This window comes from Cysteiniphilum sp. JM-1 (assembly GCF_008711525.1).
GTDB lineage: Bacteria > Pseudomonadota > Gammaproteobacteria > Francisellales > Francisellaceae > Caedibacter.
Window position 1 is genome coordinate 16,551 of the sequence record NZ_VXKS01000001.1, and the last position, 16,821, is coordinate 33,371.

The window sequence follows — 16,821 nt, forward strand, 5'->3', positions numbered from 1 at the left end:
TTAACTTAATGCCTGTTCAAATGCTTTAACATAGGCTTGTAGCTTCTTAATGCGTAGTTGTGGGTTTGCTTCTAACATCCACGCGGAGTCGTCATATAAACGGATTAATGCTTGTTCGTTGTATAGATCAACTAACTCCCATTCTTTTTTCCAATTAGAGTTTTTCCCCATCCCAGTCACTGGACTATCATAACAATTTCCATATTTTCCATTTTCAGAAAATACGTCTTCTCCTTTATTTTTAAGCGTGGTAAAACACCCATTATCCATTAGTCGCTGCATAGCTCGTAGATGCGCTTCTTTATCTTTTGTCATCGTATCTGAGTCTTGAAACTTCACCAATGTATCATCTTCATGAGTACATTCAATAAAACGTGAATAAATTTCCTCATACTCAGTGTAAAGAATACAAAATTCTTGGGGTAGAAAACCTTTTAATGTTAAGATTTTCTGACTTAATGTATCAGCATCTACTTCAGTAATTGTATCAAAAACATAAGAGCTCTTAGCAACATAGGACATCATAACAATAGTAACCGCCAAGGTAATAGCACTTGTATGAACAGGCAGAGTCTTCACTGTTGGTTGCTGCGGGTCTATTAACTCTAAAAGCTTATTTACCTCTCGCTTGATCAAAGCATATACCGCAGGATATGACAACATGCTAAATGCAATATCATAGCGATCACTTATGATACTTCTGCTATCTTGAGGGTTCACAAAGTTGCACTTCATAATGTCACTTACTTTTATTCGTGATCTTGGAACATAATCCTCCTTTACAAAACGTTCTGTTGACCAGTTGAAATTTCCAGCCGTTACAAATTGAGGGGCTGTTAATTTGGATGTGGGATCTTTCTTAACAAACTCAAAAAAACTAGCATGCCGCTTTGTCCCCATCTCCCCTGATTTAGATTTTTCCGTGGTCGCACCTTGTGCTTTTAATATGCAAAAAACACGTCTTGATTGAAGGTATAACGAGCTATCATACAAATGATCTTTTAATCGCTTCACACTCCCTTGAGCCACTTTTTTAATATTTTCAACTAATGACTGTTTAAGTTTTTCATTTTCAAAAAGCATTTTAAAATCATGAAAAGCCTGATGGATAATCTTCTGAATAGAAGCAATGCTAAGCTCAATTTGTTGACTGATAAAAACTAACGTTGAAAAATCACAATCTTTTGATACATACACCAATGAAGCTTGCTCATCGTCCGTTAACCACGTTTTATTGGCTTGAATTAATTTTGCGAAACCTGATTTGAAGCTAGAACCTTCAACCTCAAAACTAATCAATGAATACAATGTGCATACAATGAAATACATTGTTGCAGGCATGCTTGCTTGATCATATTCAAAGGCGCCCATAACCTTGTCAAAGATAAGATTATACTGCGCATCCGAATCCGTATCTAACTGCACACCGGCTAATGGCTGAATGTTTTTATAAAGCTCATCATTCTGCAAAATCGCATAAAGAAGCGCTGCCGTAATTGTTTTTTTCTGAGTCTTATCATAATGTTTAAAGCTTAAAAACAACTGTTGAATAATCTCTATTTGCTTTAAAAGCGACACTCGCAGCGGATTCTTGTCCTCTGGTAAAAACTGCAGCCAAATGATTGATTTTTCAAAATCACTGACTTCAGTTCGCCCCCTTCGTCCATGGTGAACTGCTTCCAGTAAACACCAGTCCATCACATTATTGAGCTGATAACCTTTAATAATTTGGTTATTCAAATCCGCAAACATTTCTCGTGGTACGTCATATGTGATTTTTGACTCTGAAAGTGTTTTCTGATACTTATCATCCAAAAAGGAATACATTAAAAGCTCACTATCAACACTCGACAACAAAAACTCATCCGATGGAATGGGGTGCGTGCTAAACAAGCTCCAGCCACCACCTCTTAACATGCTGTAAAAGAACATTTTTGTTTCTAATGGGTACTGCTTAAGCTTAGAATAATCCGATACTTTTTTCAACAATGCTAGTTTTTGTTCTTTAACACTCGCTTGAATTTGATCATTTTTTATAATTGCTGATTGTACAAATGTATCATATTCAAATGTTTCGCCTTTGGCATTATAGGGCACTGTTTGCACTTGCTGCTTTAAGAACTCATGGATATTGCTAAGCAGGGTTAAATAGGCTTTTTGCTTAATATCAACTTTTTGCCCATCTTTGAGGTAAACACTGGCTTTATCCAAGTAGTCAACTGCCATCTGCCCATGTTTATACAGTGAATCTGATAAAGTCATCATTTGCGGGCGCACACTGTTATAGACTTTCTTTAATCCACTTAGCCAATAATGACTATTGACCGTATCAGCATACTGTTCAAGCTCAGGTAACAGCTGATAAGTAATGGCTTCTAATACTTGCGCGATACTTCGCTCATCTTCATAAAGCTTTTTTAAACTGCCTCTAAACACTTCGTTATGAAAAATCATGCTGCCATATTGCTTGATCATACTACTTGCTGAGCGTTTACCGATATCAAGTAAAACCAACCGCTCAAACAATGACATCATTGTTGCGAGTATCAATGACATGGTTGGCAGTAACGCATCTTTTGCTGAAGCGGCAATGGCTTCTACTACCTTATTGATAGGATTACCTACTAATTCATCAAACTCTTCTTGTGAAAAGCATTTTTGATAACGCTTTAAGTACTCTTGAATTAATTTTTCTAAGCGCTGTTCAATTTTTTTATCTTTTGGCTCTTTTTCACTCACACAAAGATGCTTTTTAATCGCCTGATTTGCCTTATCCATTGACTCGCGTGCATAGTGTACAACAAAGGAATGCACAACCATGCTATAGCTATAATCAAGTAATAAATAAAAAGGAGTAACACCGCTGATTGCCAAAGATGATTGACTGACTGCACTGCGCTTTCTAAATAAAAATTGTAACATCGGCATTTCAAGTGGAAAGCAACTGGCAATGACTTTTTCTAGATCATCGGCATTTTCAGCAAAATGCTTATACACTTCTTCATGCTTTTCTCTCTTTAAAAGAGCTGCTACATCATCACCAAAGCCTTTGGCATCGGCGTCTTCAGGAATCTCAATTGCCGCCTGCGTTAATGGCGTGTTTTGCTTAGCAGCAATTGCTTTAATCATTAGCACCTTATCAACCCACGCTTGAACAATTGGGATTTGTTCTGGATCTTTCATCTTGCTAAATAGATCATCCAGCTTTAATTTTAAGCCCACTATTTCAGTACACTCAAGATACGCCATCTCAGGCATTATTTGTTGCTTGCTACCAAATAATAATTGAGCAATTTCTTTTTCTGTTGTGAGATTTATATCTGAATAGCTAATAGCAACAATTTTATGTTTTACAGGCTCTAATTCTGCTACTTTTTCCAATGTAATACTCACTGCAGTATTAACATAGTCTTTACCCATTAAACCATTGAATTTTTCATCAACAGCGGTTTTGTCCTTAACCTCGGTAAAAAAAGCATCATAATAGGTAAACATCTTAAGGTATAAGCTACCAATAAAGGTATTTAACATACTGCTATTAAGTGAAATATCATTATAGCTAAACATCAAACGTAAAATTGGACGCACTAAATCAAAATAATAATTCATCAACGGCATCGATTCATGGATATGTTTAAGCATGGCTGTTGGTGCTGAAGTTTCTACTTTGTATAAGACACTTTGGAAATATGACTGTGACAAGCGTGCTACTTCAAAGGGTGGAATGGCTTTTTTAAACTTGCCACCTAAGTCAGCGCCACCTAACATCGTATGACCAAAATTACCGCCAAAAACTTTCAAGGTTTTATCATTAGGCTTCTCTTTTATCATTTGCTTGGATGCTTCAATGGCTGCTTTATTTTGCGCAATTACCTTTTGCATCTGATCATAATGCCCTTTTTGCTCGGCAACATCGGTCACAAATGCTTTGACATTACCCATGCTTGAAGCAATATTGCTGTAGGATTTTTTTGCCAAAAAACTAGCGATTCCTGCGGTAGGGGCGGCATTCATATAAGAGACTTCATCAACCTGTTTATCCCCTATACGACTTAGCATGGTCGACATTTTTTGCATATGGATATTCTGACTTTCCTTAAGCACACTCACCAAATGTGAAGTGGCATTACGAAAAGACTCAGCACGCTCTTGTAAATTTTGCTCTTGCTTTTGTTCTAAAAGTGGAATAGCAATGGATGTGATATATTCGTTTAAATGATCGATATGCGCATATAAGGTTGGATAAACCAAATTACCATTTTGATAAAGGTAATGCGTCATATTGAGGATATTATAAAGATGGTTGGTAATGATAAATAATAAGACAATATCCAAGGATACAAAGGTATAAACCGTGCCACTTTTATTGACCATCGTCGAGATATCTGCATCGGTTTGTGCATCAGAGAGTTTCTTTGGGTCTAATGAGCTTGCCGTGTGCACTTGCAAAAAAGTAACCAAATCGGCAAAAACCATAATAAGGTCACGTTTTACATCATCCAGTTCAAAAAAGTTTGAGCCGTTATCAATGCGCCCACTTTTAGAGGCAACTGCTAGTTTATATGGTGCAATACCATCGGTTAAAAACACGCGTTTGCCCGATAGATAGCCCCATATTTTTTTGGATGTTTCACGTAAACCCCAGCTTTCAGCCAAGAATTTATGCGCCTCTTTTGAGTTTTCACTGCCAAACTGCATGCGGCATTGCAGATCATGACTTTCGATCTTATTGACGCTTCCTTTCAACCCCTCGCGAATCTCACCAATTTTATCATCAAAGAAATTAACATATTGCTGCACAATCTGCGGATCAACGACAATCAGTGAAACATCTTCGACCTTGGTATTATCATTCACATCTTCGATTGACGCATAGCTTTTATACGCTTCTTGCAAGACTTGATAGCCCAGTTTGGCGACCGGTGAAAAACTTGCAACTGAAAAAGGCATTCCAAACATCATCCATTATCCCTGTAGGTTAGTTACTCCAATACTCAAGCCAATATAGCTATCGCAAAATAATTTACGAGCGGTGTAGCTCAAGTAACGACAGCCATTATTTGCCATTTCCTAATAAATAATCTATCGATAAACAAACAATTAGGTCAAGTCAATTTAAAGCATTTTTTGAAAATAAAAAAAACAAAATTTGTCTGATTCATTAAAATCGTCATCCGCCTATGCATAGAATTCATATAAATCAGGAGGTGAGTGTTATTTTTTCAAAAAAGCCTATTAAATCACTCGAAAAATAAATTTGTATTTTTTGCTTCTAGCTATTGACTAACCATAAATCAACAGGTTACATTGATCCAGCCAAATAACTAACCAGAAAATTGAATTTCTAGTAAAAATCCGAGTGCTGATAGGAAATATTCTCAGCATATAATCAACCATAAGAGCATTAAAAAGGAACGGATAACATGGCTGTAAATAAGAAGCTTCCAAAATCAAGATTGATGATTCAATACGACACTCGCGTTAAAGGCGAGGCAAAGAAAAAAGAACTTCCATATCGCGTTCTCGTGATGGGCGATTTATCCAAAGGCAAATCAAAAGATGCCAAGCTGCCATTTGAAGATCGAGATGTCCGTGTGATTAAAAACGGGCTTGACGCCACACTTAAAGATATGGAAATCACTGCAAATATGCGTGTTCCCAATAGCATCAATCCTGCGAAATCACCAATGATTGATATCAATTATAAATTCACATCAATGGCAGATTTTCAGCCTGATCGCATTGCCAAAAAAGTCCCTGAATTGAATGCACTTCTCCAATTAAAAGAAATGCTGTCTTCCTTTGAAAAAGACATTGATAACAATCGCACGTTGAAAAAAACCATTGACGGTATTTTTTCAGATAAGCAAACACTTGAATCTTTGAAAAAAGAGATCCCCAATTTAGATCACTATAATCTTGCCAAAACTGATGATGGCGCGATTGAAGGTGAAGTTGTCTCTGGCGAAGAAAATCCACAGCAAAACGGTTAAGGAGAACATAGAATGTCTGAAACAAGCACTGTAGAACAAAACGCCTTGGCAAGTATTTTTTCAATGTTTGGCGGCTCACAAGAAGAGCAAAGTACCAGTATTGAAAAAATAAATGCCAACATTAAAGAAGACATCAATGCCGTTGCCAATATTGCTGATGATTATTACTCGAGAAATATTGCAGCTCTTGCACTGGTCTTGGCAAATAATGATGATATCGTCAATTACAATAAAATCTATGTTCAGCGTGCGATTGAGCGCATCAACCAGATCATCGAAGAGCAAGTCAATAGCATCTTATTGCACCCTGAGTTTCGCTATATAGAGAATCAATGGTTACAACTTAAAGAAGTCATGCAGCATGATTATGATAACATCGATGTTGCAATACTTGATGTTACTAAGGAAGAGCTACAATACGACTTTGAACGCAATCTGTATGATATCTCAAGCAGTGAACTATTTAAGAAAGTCTATGTTTCTGAGTATGACCAATACGGTGGTGAGCCATATGGTTTATTGATGGGGCTATATGATTTCAAAAACAGCATGGATGATATCACTTGGTTAACAGGGATGGGGATGGTTGCTGAGAGTGCACACGCGCCGTTTATCTCTGCGATTAACCCGCAATTTTTTGGGGTTGATGATATCGCTGAACTCAAACAAATCAAAAGCTTTGAAACCTTGCTTGAGCACCCACGCTATCGCGACTGGAATGCCTTTCGCAAAACAGATCAGGCAGCTTACGTTGGCTTATGCCTAGGTGACTTTATATTACGTCAACCATATCATCCGGTAAACAGTCCCGTTGCCGATAGCCGCATGAATAACTTTGTTGAGCAGGTTAATAATTACGAATCAAATGACACCTATCTCTGGGGTAGCTCATCATTGCTGTTTACCAAAAATGTCATGCGCTCTTTTGCTGAAAGTGGCTGGTTCCAGTACATTCGCGGTCCTGAAAACGGTGGCTACATCAAAGAGCTTATTGCACCGGTTTATAACATTCGCGGCTTTGATGAACAACGTTCGGCTTTGAACATTTCACTGCCTGATTATATGGAGCTGTCATTAGCAAACATTGGCGTTATCCCTATTATTGAGGAGAAAGGCACAGCAAATGCCTGCTTCTTTAGTGTTAATTCAATCAAACGTGTTGAAGAATTTGTCGATAACTTTGATTCAATGAACTCACAACTTGTGGCCAACCTTTCCTATACTTTATGTATTTCACGCATTGCACATTATATTAAATGTGTTATCCGCGATAAAATCGGTAGTGTCACCAGTACTGAAATCATTCAAGAGCAATTATCCAAGTGGCTTGGTCGCTATGTTACAACAGTTTTCCAGCCAACTGCACTTGAAATGGCGAAATACCCATTTAGAGCCGCTGATATTCAGGTAACCCAAATTCCAGGCAAGGCAGGCTGGTATAAGTGTAATATCACGGTATTACCACATATTCAATTTGAAGGCATGGATACAACCTTGAAGATTGATACACGTCTTGACCCAGGTCTTTTTGCCACAGCCGAAGCTGAAGGCGAAGGTGAATAATTACATTATTAAACATCGTTTACTACATATCCATTTCCCAACCACTAACCACTAATAAACAAGGAGTTTTAAAATGGCAAGTATCGAACCTAAAGTAGCAAGATCCGTTGTCTTAGATGCCAAACCACTGAGCTTTAAGCTTGGCGAAGCTGACTTTGCAGGAAGTCACTCTAAAGCGCGTGTCTGGTTTGACTCATTAACAATCTTAGGACAAGACATGGGCAAGTTTTTATTTGCCATCGATGGCGGTCAAAACTTAAATGATGTCACAAGTCCAACGGCTGCTTGTAATCTGATTGAGTTTCATTTATCAGGTCCACAAATGAAAGCAAGTCTTGAAGTGACTATTGGCTTACCAATCAGTCCAAAAATGAAAACTACACTAGAAGGGCTTATTTCTTCTGTTAAGAAATCTGAAGCCAAAGATACTTCGATCAAGTTTGGTAAAACCAATGCTTCTCAAGAGTACAAAAATGATGAGAAATGGGACGTAATTACTGATCTTTCTGAGCTTGTATTAGTTCCTGTTGATAATTCGGCATTTAATATCGATTTCCAACAATACGGCTTCCTCGGTGGTTCAACTGCAGCAGCTGACTACTATATCCTAACGATTTCCGGGGTTATGGTTGATAAAGCTAATTTTTCTAAGGCAGCATTAGATGTTGTTCATGGTGAGAGCACTGAAAAAGGTCAATACGGCTTATTAAGTATTGATGAAGCAGCTTCTTCAGCTGGTTAATATACCGCCTAAAAACAATTAAAAAGGTAAAATATGGCAGCAAAAGTTCATTGGCAAGATGGCGCATTATTAAGTGCTAAATATTTCATCACGCAAGATATGCTGGGGCATCAATATGTCGCGCAAGCGCTACAATTACCCTATCAAATGCAGTATGGCATACTTAGCTTAAAACTTGATACCAAGCTTCTTAGTGTGGGCGAGCTCAAGATTGATGAGCTCGCACTATATACGCAAACCCGTTTATTCTTTGAACTTTCGTCACAACATAATGCCTTACATCTTTCGCTAACGGATCATGATGATACTAAAGCATCTATTTTTGTGAATGTTACACATCAAACGCATATCGCTGATATCCCAACTTTGCGCCCTTGTTTTCACTTGTCATTTGCAAGTGACCCAAGTGCCGTGCATAGCATCAAAGTTTGCGAGCTGCACCTTAGCAGTGACGGTTGGCAACTCTCTGAGTTCACACCGCCACTTTTAAGTTGCAATAGCACAACTTTCTTGCCGACTTTGCATCGGTTAGAAAAGATTCTTATTTCACTTAAACACCTTATCCAACATTATCAGCACAAGTCGCATTTATATCCATTATTAGGCTTAATGCTGTTTAAACTTGAGGATAAACTACAATCAATTACGCAACGCGCGATCCATTACCACCCCTTTGAGTTATATACCCTTTTAAAAGAGCTGTGTTTTTTACTACCTGACGAGCATCAAGTCTTCCAGAAAAACACCCTCCACATGCCTTTTGAGTTTTACGCCCCACACAAATGCTTTCAAAGTTTATTTAACACACTTGAGGCATTCTTAAACAAACCTATTAAGCAGCAATTTATTGAGCTAAAACTTGAGGGGGAATACTTCACCGCCTCGCACTTAGCAAGTGACTTCCTTGCCGCAAAACAATTCTTTTTGGTCGTTAAGAAGCCTAGCGTTGAAAGCATTGACCTTAATCCAAAATTCATTAAGCTCTCAGCAATTTCACGCAATAAACATATCAATCAAATGTCACTATCAGGTGTGCAATTAGAATACATGCCAGATAGCGGAATACATCAGTTAAATAACCCATTGCTGTATAAAACCTATCGCCTATCACCAGGGCAAGAGTGGGATTATATCCTAAGCGAAAAAAACCTCATTTTTCAAGCCAATACTAAAAATGAGACCTATCAATTTTTTATCTACTACCGTTAATAATCGATTATGATTAAGGCATTTATTGATCGCTATCACAGGCTCAAACGCTCTGTTAATATTGCCGAGCTACTTGAATTAATCCACTACTATAATATCAGCGCGCAACATGTCTGTTTTGTAGCAAATTTCTCGATCACACCGAGCAATCACCTGATTGAAGATGTTTATGCTAGTGATCATGATATTTTTGTGATGATTAATCTCTCTAAACTCACTATTTTTTCGGGTCTTCAACATTACTACAGTCTCGCAGATAAAAATGATCAAATGCAGATTATCAACACCCTTAATCAAGGGACGTCTTTGCTCCTTCATCATTATTTTTATGGGCTATATCCTGAGTTTAATCAGATTTATGACAGTAGCTACCAAAATGGTCAGGCGCTTTATTACGAGCATGATACCAATAGCTTGTCAGTCGCTACACTTGTCACCAGTTTACAATATGAATTATCAGAATATTGTGTAAGCTTCAGTGTGCAATCCAATCAATGTCTGCAACCATTAAAACCCTACTATATTAATCAAACCAGTTACTTAAATGCCTGCTATTTACAAGGACTTAAAAGCACAACCAAAGCATTCCTTAAGATGGTCATTAGCGTCCCACGATTTAATCAGCATATTATCGAAAGCATTCAAAAAATAATTAGCAACAATCCGTATTTCCAAAAAATGCAACATCTCGTCACAATTGATTTAACCATTAAACTCAATGAAATTGATCATAAGTCCTTTTTACCGATTGCCTGTGGTCAAGATACGCTTAACTCAATTTTCCGCACACAACTCTAAAATCCATAAAAACAAAAAAGGCCGCTTACGCGACCTTTTAAATTATGGCGTCCCCAAGGGGATTCGAACCCCTGTTACCGCCGTGAAAGGGCGGTGTCCTAGGCCTCTAGACGATGGGGACACTAGGAAACTTTCACTGATTTTTAGCGTACTGCCGAAAACTTCAGCGCATTCTAGTGAGCTTTGTGTTTACTGTCAAGCACTATAGAAAAATATTTTTATTAATTTTCAAACACATCCACCCACAATAGTATATACTACAAAATATATATCACCACTAACGGAGTAACACAAATGATCTCGACAGTTTTTAAAAACGGTAATAGCCAAGCCATTAGAATACCCAAATCGCTAAAGTTGGAATCCAATAAAGTAGATATTAATAAAATTGGTAACTCCCTTATTGTTCGAGAAATTCCGCAATCATGGGAGCAAGTTTTTAAGTGTTTAGATGAGTTTGATCATTTTATGGTTGAAAAACGCATTGATTTACCATTACAAAACAGAGAGGACATAAGATGATTAAACTTATGTTAGATACTAACATTTGTATTTTTATTATTAATGAAAAGCCACCTATGGTACTTGACAGATTTAAGCAATATAAATTTAATGAAATCGCTATCTCATCTATCGTTTATTCAGAGTTGGTATACGGCGCCTATAAAAGCAAAAGAGTCGATCAGAATATATCAGCACTAGCAGGTTTTATTGCCCCGCTTTCTATCGTTGAATTTGATCAAGATGCGGCTAATGAGTATGGACTTATTAGATCATCGCTTGAAGCAACAGGTAATCTGATTGGTGCCAATGATTTACTTATCGCTGCCCATGCAAAATCTCTAAATATCCCACTAATAACAAATAATACTAAAGAATTTAAAAAAGTAGACGGTCTTACTGTCATTGATTGGGTTGCAAAGCAATAGTTATCTCATAACACATTGAATCAATTTCTCAGGCACAGAACTTGGTCTGCCGCCATCTCCTGCGACAAAAGCACATTCTAAAGCTTCCAATCAGCGATAGAAATGACTTTAGCAATAAAAGCATAGCGATTTTTGGGCTAATCCGTATAATAATGCCGGTATATTGCACAAAGGATATAAAAACCTATGAATATTGATTTTAGCTTTTGGCTACTGGTACTGACAATTGCCTCAGGTATTATTGCAGCCATTGACAAATTTAAGTTTGAACCAAAACGTTTGGCACCAGTTATGGATGAACTCCAGGGCATGAAGAAAAAAGAACGTCGTAAGTTTATTCAAAAAAACAAAGCGCTAAAAGCGCCTTTATTGGCTGATTATGCGCGCTCATTGTTTAGTGTGTTCTTGATCGTTTTTATCTTACGTGGTTTTTTAATCGGCAACTTTTTAATCCCATCAGCTTCAATGACACCAACGTTACCCGTTGGTAACTTTATTTTGGTGAACAAAACGGCTTATGGCATTAGAAACCCAATTACCAACAATGTCTGGATTGAAACAGGCAAGCCTGAGCGCGGCGATATTGCTGTATTTCACTTCCCTGTTAATCCAGGCGTTGATTTTATTAAGCGCGTTATTGGCGTGCCTGGCGATGTTATCTCTTACAAAGACAAAAAGCTTACAGTCAATGGCAAAGCCATTGAGTATACCAACTGCCTAGATAATCAAGTTAATAGCTATAACGGCAATGGTCCAAACACTATTTGCACCGAGCATCTGGGTAAAGTTGCGCATCAAATTGATGATATGGCGAACGCCCCATCAGCTAACTTCACCAACCTTGTTGTCCCTAAAGGCATGTATTTCGTGATGGGTGATAATCGCGACAACAGTGAAGATAGCCGCTATTGGGGCTTTGTTCCTGATAAAGACCTTGTTGGTAAAGCAAGCTTTGTCTGGTTTAGTTGGAATAGTTTAAACAGCTCTGTACGTTGGAGCGAAATAGGACGAGTATTATAGATAATGACCATTGATTACACTTCTTTATATCGTAGCATTGGCTACCACTTCAACAATGAAGCGCTTATCATTCAAGCGCTCACGCATCGCAGTAAACAAAAACAACATAATGAGCGTTTAGAGTTCTTGGGCGATTCCATTCTTGGGTTTGTAATCGCCGAAGCGCTTTATCAGAAGTTTCCACATGAAGATGAAGGCAGTTTATCGCTCCTTCGCATGTATTTGGTGCGTGGTAAAACACTGACTGACATGGCAAAGCATTTTGACTTAGGTGAGTATATGTCTTTTGGGGTTGGCGAGCTTAAATCCGGCGGACATAAACGCGCACGCTTGTTAGAAGATGCTTTTGAGGCAATGATTGGTGCAATTTATCTTGATAGTGACATGCTTGTTGTTAAAGAGCGTATTTTGCATTGGTTTAAGGATGTCTTAGCAACACTTAATGTTGAAGAGCATACCAAAGATCCCAAATCACGCTTACAAGAGTATTTACAGGCCGAGATTCAAACGCATCCAATTTATTCAATCATTGCCACTGAGGGGTTGGATCATGATCAAACCTTTACAGTCGAAGTTTCGCTGGGATCGCTTGAGCACAGCTATCGCGGCAAAGGCAAATCGCGTAAGCAAGCAGAACATAACGCTGCCAAAGAAGCATTAAAAGCAATTAAAGTACAAGATAAATAACTATGGCACGTAAACGCAAAGGAATTGCCTTAAATGGCATTATCGTGATTGATAAACCACAAGGCTTATCCTCCAATCACGCACTACAACGTGTTAAGCGCCTTTTTAATGCACAAAAAGCCGGACACACAGGCAGCCTTGATCCTATGGCAACGGGCGTGTTACCCATTTGCTTTGGTCAAGCAACACGTATATCACAATATCTTTTAGATGCCGACAAGGCTTATCAAGCAACGATTCAGTTAGGTATCAGCACTGATAGTGGTGACGCTGAAGGTAATATTATTGAACAGCACCAAGTCCCTGAAATCAACCTTCAAAACATCCATAACGCATTGGAGACATTCCGTGGTCAGATAAGTCAGATCCCACCAATGTATTCAGCACTAAAGCACCAAGGAAAGCCCTTGTATGAATTAGCACGTCAAGGCATTGAAATCGAGCGCAAGGCGCGTAATATCAACATTTACACGCTTGAATTGATTGACTACAATCCTGAAAAGCACACCATTGACATTGAGGTGCGCTGCTCCAAGGGGACCTATATTCGCACGCTGGGTATGGATATTGCCAAAGCGCTAAATTGCGCTGGACATTTAATCAAATTAACACGAACCGCATGCGGATTATTGACGATGGATGATGCATTATCGCTTGAGACGCTGCAGACACTCACACTGGATTCATGCCATGAAAAGCTATTTAATCCAGAATATGCATTTACAGATACACCTATTTTTACTATACCTAGTGACAAAGTGGACTTATTTTATCTGAAAGGAAAGATGCAACTAACCAATAATTTCACCGGCAGCGCCCGTATTTATGATCAAGATCGATTTGTCGCACTTGGTCACTTTAATGATGGCGAGCTTGTGAAAAAACAACTTTTTTTACAAGGCATCATCGAGAATGAGCAAGAAATACACGATTGATAACGATCCGAACAAGGATTTAGAAGCACAAAAATATGATGACCCTATTCCAAGTAGAGAGGTCATTTTAACCTACTTAAAAGACCTTAAGCAGCCAACTGTTTTTGAGAAAATTGCTGATAATTTGGGACTAAAGCGCAGCAGACAACTCGATGCCCTTGCGAATCGCTTGGGTGCGATGGTACGCGATGAACAAATTGAACAAGATGGTCAATATTTTAGACCGTTAAAACAAAAACGTCGTATCATTACCGGCTATGTACGCATTGAAAACGATGGCACTGCGATTATTACTACCGAAGATAGAATGCACAGCGCATTTTTACCACAACATCAAGCACGTTTAATCTTTAACGGTGACAAAGTCTGTGCGATGATCTTGGGACTTAATCGCAAAGATAGATTAGAAGCGCGCATTGATAGTATTATTGAGCGCAACACCATTGAAATCACTGGGCGCTATAGCCAACAGTTGGATAGCCATTTTATCCAACCGATTAGCAAAACCATGCCGAAATATATCGCACTTTTACCCCCGTCAGAAGAGCTTGAGCCTGATACGCTGATCAAAGCAAAACTAGTTATCTTCCCCTCAATGGTTTGCTCAGCGGTCGCACAATTTGTTGAAATTATTGAAGAGCAATCACCGATTCTCACGGCAATTTCAGTTGCCAGCAAAAAGCATAATCTAATCGAGGACTGGAGCAACAAAACCGCGCGTCTAGTGCGCAAACTTCCGTCTCAAGTGCTCGATACTGAAATATCGCCACGCACAGATCTACGTGATTTACCATTTGTCACGATTGATGGTGAGGATGCCAAAGATTTTGATGATGCTGTTTACGCACGTAAAAGCTCAACGGGTGGTTGGAAACTTTATGTTGCGATTGCTGATGTTTCGTATTATGTTCGCCCAGACTCAAGCCTTGATAAAGAAGCACAAGCCAGGTCAACATCTGTGTATTTCCCAGGTTACGTGATCCCGATGCTGCCTGAGCAGCTTTCCAATGAGTTATGTTCATTAAAGCCAAAAGTAGATCGCTTAGCATTAATCTGCGAGATGAATATCAGTGCTAACGCCAAGCTGTCACGCTACAAGTTTTACTCAGGCGTTATTAATTCTAAAGCGCGCTTAACCTATACCGAAGTATCCAAGCTTTTAAACAATAAAGACAATAACATCTATTACGAGCAGCCTGAGCTTATTCCTCATTTATTTGATTTATATGATCTTTATAAAGTCTTAGCCGAGGCACGTAAACAACGCGGAGCAATTGATTTTGATACGGTTGAATCACAGATTATTTTAAATGAGCATCAGCATATCTCAGCGATTATTCCACGTCAGCGCAATGATGCACATAAGCTTATTGAAGAATGCATGCTGTTGGCAAATGTTGCCACAGCGCGCTTTATTGAGAAAAACAAAGCACATGCCCCTTTTCGTGTACATGGTGCACCACCTAGTGGCAAAGTCGATGATTTGAAAGCTTATTTGCACTCCCTTGGCATTACCTTTAAACCGAGCAAATCAGGTGCCACTCCTGCTGATTACAGTCAGATGCTAAGCTCTGTCAAAGATCGCGATGACTTTGCCAATATTCAACTGATGACACTAAAAAGCATGAATCAGGCATTTTACACACCAGATAATGATGGGCACTTTGGCTTAGCCTATCCGGCCTATAGTCACTTTACTTCACCGATTCGTCGCTATCCTGATCTATTAACGCATCGCGCAATCAAATCGATTCTTGGTGAGAAAACACTTGGTGCTTATCACTACACCCACAGTCAATTAGATGAGCTTTGCGCCCATGCTTCAAGTCAAGAGCGTAATGCCGACTCAGCTTCTAGTGATGTTGAGAAATGGTTAAAATGCCATTTCTTACACAATCGTATTGGTGAGCTATTTGATGCTAAAATTGTCCATGTTACTGGCTTTGGGATGTATGTTGAGCTCATTGAAAATTATATTGAAGGGTTAGTACATATCTCGTCAATGCATGGTGATTACTATGTGTTTGATGAAGTGCAGCATCGTTTAATCGGTCAGCATACGAAGAAAACCTTTGGCATTGGACAAAAAGTTCAAGTACAACTTGTACGTGTTAATTTAGATGAGATGCAGATTGATTTTGAATTAACAGTGAATGGCAAAGGTCGCAGTCATCAAGAGCTTGCAGCAGGCAGCACACCAAAACGCCGTCGCGCGCGTATTAAATCCTCAAGCCTAAAATCATCATCAACACAAAAGCGCACACGCAAAAAGCCTACGCGTAACAGTACCGTTGAACCCACAAAATTAGTTGATAGCAAACCGCCAAAAAGCAAAAAGAAAAAATCCAGTAATGCTAAGCGCACGCGCAAGAAATCAAATGCAAAATCCTCACAAACTGAATAACTCTCAAAGGAGCCTCGTGACTCATGCAAAAAATACTTATTAGCGCTTGTTTGCTTGGTCACAATGTCCGCTACGATGGCAATAACTGTTTCTCTGAGCACTTAACTTTAAAAAAATGGCAAAAAGAAGGTAGGATAATATCAATTTGCCCAGAAGTATCTGGAGGACTGCCTATTCCTCGAATACCTGCTGAAATAGTTGGCGGCAACTTGACTGATGTCATTCATGGGAAAGCTCAAGTTATTGGAAAAGATGGATCTGATATATCAAAGCAATTTATCCTTGGAGCTCAAAAAACCCTTGAGCTTGCAATAGCTCATAATATTAAGTTAGCAATACTCAAGAAGAATAGTCCTTCATGTGGCAATTTAAGCATTTATGATGGTAGCTTTAGTGGTAAAATAATTGATGGCTCGGGCATCACTGCAGAATTGCTAACATGTAATGGAGTACGCATTTTCAATGAAAGTCAAATTGACGAAGCTGATCTATTCCTAAAGGAAATTGAGAAGTAACATTTGAGTAAATTTAAAAAAGACTA

General features: G+C 38.6%; 13 protein-coding genes and 1 tRNA gene. 12 read left to right on the plus strand and 2 right to left on the minus strand.

Annotated elements, in window-relative coordinates; translation table 11 throughout:
- Positions 1-4,962, minus strand: coding sequence for a hypothetical protein (locus F3D68_RS00040; protein ID WP_151192516.1), 4,962 nt, complete (start codon positions 4,960-4,962; stop codon positions 1-3).
- Between the two features lie 461 nt (positions 4,963-5,423).
- Between F3D68_RS00040 and tssB the strand changes: the two genes are divergently transcribed.
- The 5 genes from tssB (at position 5,424) to iglJ (ending at position 10,305) form a co-directional block, all read left to right on the plus strand.
- Positions 5,424-5,993 carry a type VI secretion system contractile sheath small subunit gene (tssB, locus tag F3D68_RS00045; protein WP_151192517.1) on the plus strand — a complete coding sequence of 190 codons (570 nt, stop codon included), beginning with the start codon at positions 5,424-5,426 and terminating at the stop codon, positions 5,991-5,993.
- Positions 5,994-6,005: 12 nt separating this feature from the next.
- Positions 6,006-7,556, plus strand: a complete 1,551-nt coding sequence (gene tssC / locus F3D68_RS00050; RefSeq protein ID WP_151192518.1) for a type VI secretion system contractile sheath large subunit — start codon at positions 6,006-6,008, stop codon at positions 7,554-7,556.
- 73 nt (positions 7,557-7,629) lie between these two features.
- Positions 7,630-8,298: a type VI secretion system tube protein IglC gene (gene iglC, locus F3D68_RS00055; protein WP_151192519.1), complete on the plus strand. Its 669-nt coding sequence runs from the start codon at positions 7,630-7,632 to the stop codon at positions 8,296-8,298.
- Positions 8,299-8,331: 33 nt separating this feature from the next.
- Complete coding sequence (gene tssK, locus F3D68_RS00060; RefSeq protein WP_151192520.1) at positions 8,332-9,507, plus strand: type VI secretion system baseplate subunit TssK; 1,176 nt, start codon at positions 8,332-8,334, stop codon at positions 9,505-9,507.
- Between the two features lie 9 nt (positions 9,508-9,516).
- Positions 9,517-10,305: a type VI secretion system baseplate protein IglJ gene (gene iglJ / locus F3D68_RS00065; protein WP_151192521.1), complete on the plus strand. Its 789-nt coding sequence runs from the start codon at positions 9,517-9,519 to the stop codon at positions 10,303-10,305.
- A 45-nt stretch (positions 10,306-10,350) separates the two neighbouring features.
- Here iglJ and F3D68_RS00070 read toward each other — a convergent pair.
- Positions 10,351-10,426 (minus strand) — tRNA-Glu (locus tag F3D68_RS00070).
- 173 nt (positions 10,427-10,599) lie between these two features.
- Between F3D68_RS00070 and F3D68_RS00075 the strand changes: the two genes are divergently transcribed.
- From F3D68_RS00075 to F3D68_RS00105, 7 genes are all read left to right on the plus strand, one after another.
- Positions 10,600-10,827, plus strand: coding sequence for an antitoxin (locus tag F3D68_RS00075; protein ID WP_151192522.1), 228 nt, complete (start codon positions 10,600-10,602; stop codon positions 10,825-10,827).
- Positions 10,824-11,234 (plus strand): type II toxin-antitoxin system tRNA(fMet)-specific endonuclease VapC, encoded by a 411-nt coding sequence (vapC, locus tag F3D68_RS00080; RefSeq protein WP_117003881.1) that lies wholly within the window; start codon positions 10,824-10,826, stop codon positions 11,232-11,234. Before F3D68_RS00075 ends, vapC begins: the two co-directional genes overlap by 4 nt.
- 186 nt (positions 11,235-11,420) lie before the next feature.
- On the plus strand, positions 11,421-12,254 hold the full coding sequence (gene lepB / locus F3D68_RS00085) for a signal peptidase I (RefSeq protein ID WP_151192523.1): 834 nt from the start codon (positions 11,421-11,423) through the stop codon (positions 12,252-12,254).
- Positions 12,255-12,257: 3 nt separating this feature from the next.
- A complete protein-coding gene (gene rnc / locus F3D68_RS00090; protein WP_151192524.1) occupies positions 12,258-12,941 on the plus strand; it encodes a ribonuclease III in 684 nt (227 codons plus the stop codon).
- Positions 12,942-12,943: 2 nt separating this feature from the next.
- Positions 12,944-13,876, plus strand: coding sequence for a tRNA pseudouridine(55) synthase TruB (gene truB / locus F3D68_RS00095; protein WP_151192525.1), 933 nt, complete (start codon positions 12,944-12,946; stop codon positions 13,874-13,876).
- Complete coding sequence (gene rnr, locus F3D68_RS00100; RefSeq protein ID WP_151192526.1) at positions 13,854-16,280, plus strand: ribonuclease R; 2,427 nt, start codon at positions 13,854-13,856, stop codon at positions 16,278-16,280. The genes truB and rnr overlap by 23 nt, the downstream gene beginning before the upstream one ends.
- A 23-nt stretch (positions 16,281-16,303) precedes the next feature.
- A complete protein-coding gene (locus F3D68_RS00105) occupies positions 16,304-16,795 on the plus strand; it encodes a DUF523 domain-containing protein (RefSeq protein ID WP_151192527.1) in 492 nt (163 codons plus the stop codon).
- Positions 16,796-16,821: the final 26 nt, after the last annotated feature.

Coding starts and splice junctions, on each gene's coding strand:
- truB (WP_151192525.1), top strand. CDS start 12,944: ATGGCACGTAAACGCAAAGGAATTGCCTTAAATGGCATTATCGTGATT.
- rnr (WP_151192526.1), top strand. CDS start 13,854: ATGAGCAAGAAATACACGATTGATAACGATCCGAACAAGGATTTAGAA.
- vapC (WP_117003881.1), top strand. CDS start 10,824: ATGATTAAACTTATGTTAGATACTAACATTTGTATTTTTATTATTAAT.
- iglC (WP_151192519.1), top strand. CDS start 7,630: ATGGCAAGTATCGAACCTAAAGTAGCAAGATCCGTTGTCTTAGATGCC.
- tssB (WP_151192517.1), top strand. CDS start 5,424: ATGGCTGTAAATAAGAAGCTTCCAAAATCAAGATTGATGATTCAATAC.
- lepB (WP_151192523.1), top strand. CDS start 11,421: ATGAATATTGATTTTAGCTTTTGGCTACTGGTACTGACAATTGCCTCA.
- tssK (WP_151192520.1), top strand. CDS start 8,332: ATGGCAGCAAAAGTTCATTGGCAAGATGGCGCATTATTAAGTGCTAAA.
- iglJ (WP_151192521.1), top strand. CDS start 9,517: ATGATTAAGGCATTTATTGATCGCTATCACAGGCTCAAACGCTCTGTT.
- F3D68_RS00105 (WP_151192527.1), top strand. CDS start 16,304: ATGCAAAAAATACTTATTAGCGCTTGTTTGCTTGGTCACAATGTCCGC.
- rnc (WP_151192524.1), top strand. CDS start 12,258: ATGACCATTGATTACACTTCTTTATATCGTAGCATTGGCTACCACTTC.
- F3D68_RS00075 (WP_151192522.1), top strand. CDS start 10,600: ATGATCTCGACAGTTTTTAAAAACGGTAATAGCCAAGCCATTAGAATA.
- tssC (WP_151192518.1), top strand. CDS start 6,006: ATGTCTGAAACAAGCACTGTAGAACAAAACGCCTTGGCAAGTATTTTT.
- F3D68_RS00040 (WP_151192516.1), bottom strand. CDS start 4,962: ATGATGTTTGGAATGCCTTTTTCAGTTGCAAGTTTTTCACCGGTCGCC.